Genomic DNA, 2,224 nt, shown 5'->3' on the forward strand with positions numbered 1-2,224 from the left:
AAGTGCGGTAGTCCTCGCGGTCGCGGCACCAGCCCCACAGATACCACGCCTGATATTTGAATTCCAACCGGAGCGGCTCGATGCGGCGCGTGGATTTTTGGTTTTGGGCGTTGAGATAGTCAATTTCTACAACACGGCATTTTAAAATTGCGGTTTTGATGTCGGTAAATTTGTGGTAGGCGTTCGGATTGGAACCCCAGGGTGAAAAGTCCACCGAAATCCAGTCGGCGGCGTCGCTTTTAAAAATGGTGCCGAGTTTTTCAAGCACCGCATCGACCTCGGGGTAGTTGGTCGCCTGCAACGAGTGCAGCGCGAATAAAATATTGTCGCGTTCGGAGTCGGAGAGCAGCGCCCGGTTGACGGCGTAACCATCCATGACCGAAATGCCGCCGTTTTGCCCCTGCGTGGTGCAGACCGGAACGCCCGCCGCCGAAAGCGCGTCGACGTCGCGGTAAATTGTGCGCACCGAGACGCCGAACCGGTCGGCAAGTTCCGATGCGGTGACGTTCTTTTTATTAAGCAGAATCGTGATGATCTCCACAAGCCGCTCTAATTTCATAAGGTTCACCTCATTTATTACTGACAGGTTTTTGTCAGGTTTGGGACAGAGAACAGAATCTAAATTAAAAGATATGGCTCAAGCCGCCGTAGTTAAAGCTGATCGGTTTGACGCCGTTGACAAAGCGGATCATGTAGGTTTTGGTCTTTTCGTCCACAACCTCGATCACGCCCTCGCCGAATACCTTGTGCATCATCTGGTCGCCGACCTTGTAAATCACTTCGGTTATCTTATCGAACGCCCGAACCTGAACGGCGCTCTGTTCCTTGATCTCATCGGGGATTTCGCCGATGATCTCAAGATATTTCGGATCGATGTCAAACAGAAACCGGGACGGGACTTTGGAAAAACCCTTGACTCCGAACCCCTCGCTCTCGGTCAGATAAAGATGCTTTTTGGCGCGGGTGACGCCGACAAAACACAGCCGCCGTTCTTCCTCCAGCGCTTCGGTCTTGCGGTCCTCGAGCGCCCTCGCCGACGGGAAAATGCCCTCGGTGAGCCCGACCAAAAAGACGCTGTCAAACTCGAGTCCCTTTGCGGTGTGCATGGTCATAATCCGAACGCAGTCGGTCTTGTCTTCGATGTCGCTGTCGCGCAGCAAGGTAATGTTATGCAAAAAGGTCACGAGCGGCAGATGCTCGCCGAATTCGGTCTCCTGCGTCACGATACTGCGAAGCAATTCGGTGACGTTGTCGAGCCGCTCGATGTCGCCGCTCTCGCGGATATACAGCTCATATCCCGTATCTTTAATGATCTTTTGCAACAGTTCCGATACCGGCAGAACCTCGGCATCCTGTTTCAGTTTTTCAATCGCCGCGATGAATTCTTTCGCTTTGCAGCCGCCCATCGATTCGGTATCGCAGAGTTCCTTAAGCGCGTTATAGAGCGAGATTTTCCGGTTATTCGCGTGGTTTTTGATGAGTTCGAGCTTCATCTTGCCGATTTTACGCCGGGGCATGTTGATGATGCGCATAAACGAGAGGTCGTCTTCGCTGTTGGAGACGAGGCGCATATACGAAAGCACGTCTTTGATCTCGGCGCGCTCGTAAAACCCGACGCCGCCGTAGACGACATAGGGAATGTTGGCCTCCAAAAAGCCCTGTTCAACAAATCGGGAGACGAAATTGGAACGGTAAAGCACCGCGAAATCCGAATATTTACCGCCGCTGTCGCGATGCGCCTTGATTTTGGAGCAGATGAACCTGATCTCCTCTTTGTCGCTCTTGCCGTGAAAATACTGCACGGTCTCGCCGTCGGTTTTGTTCGTGTATAAATTCTTTTTGACGCGATAGTTGTTTTTCTCGATCAAAGAGTTGGCGACGGTTAAAATCGGCGCGGCGCTGCGGTAGTTTTCGCTCAAAACCACGTCGGTGCAGGTCGCGTTGATCCGCGTGGTGAACCAGGGGTTATTGAGCCACCCGACAAAGTCGACGAGCACTTCCATGCTCGCCCCGCGCCATTCGTAGATGTTTTGGTCGGGGTCGCCGACGACGAACAGATTGCGGTTGATCTCGGTCAGCCGCCGGATCAGTTTGAACTCTTTGACGGTGATGTCCTGAAACTCGTCCACCATAATGTAGTACAGGCGGCTCTGCCATTTTTTCAGGATGTCCGGGTGTTTGCCGAACAGATAGATCGTAAAATTGATCAGGTCAAAAAAGTCGA

At 52.5% G+C, this 2,224-nt stretch carries 2 protein-coding genes; both read right to left on the reverse strand.

The genetic code is table 11. The features are described from left to right. Positions 1-559: YafY family protein (locus PKH29_12865; protein HNX15731.1), on the reverse strand; the 559-nt coding region annotated here is incomplete at its 3' end. A 64-nt stretch (positions 560-623) separates the two neighbouring features. Continuing rightward, positions 624-2,224: 3'-5' exonuclease (locus PKH29_12870; protein HNX15732.1), on the reverse strand; the 1,601-nt coding region annotated here is incomplete at its 5' end.

This window comes from Oscillospiraceae bacterium, from assembly GCA_035353335.1.
Lineage (GTDB): Bacteria > Bacillota > Clostridia > Oscillospirales > JAKOTC01 > DAOPZJ01.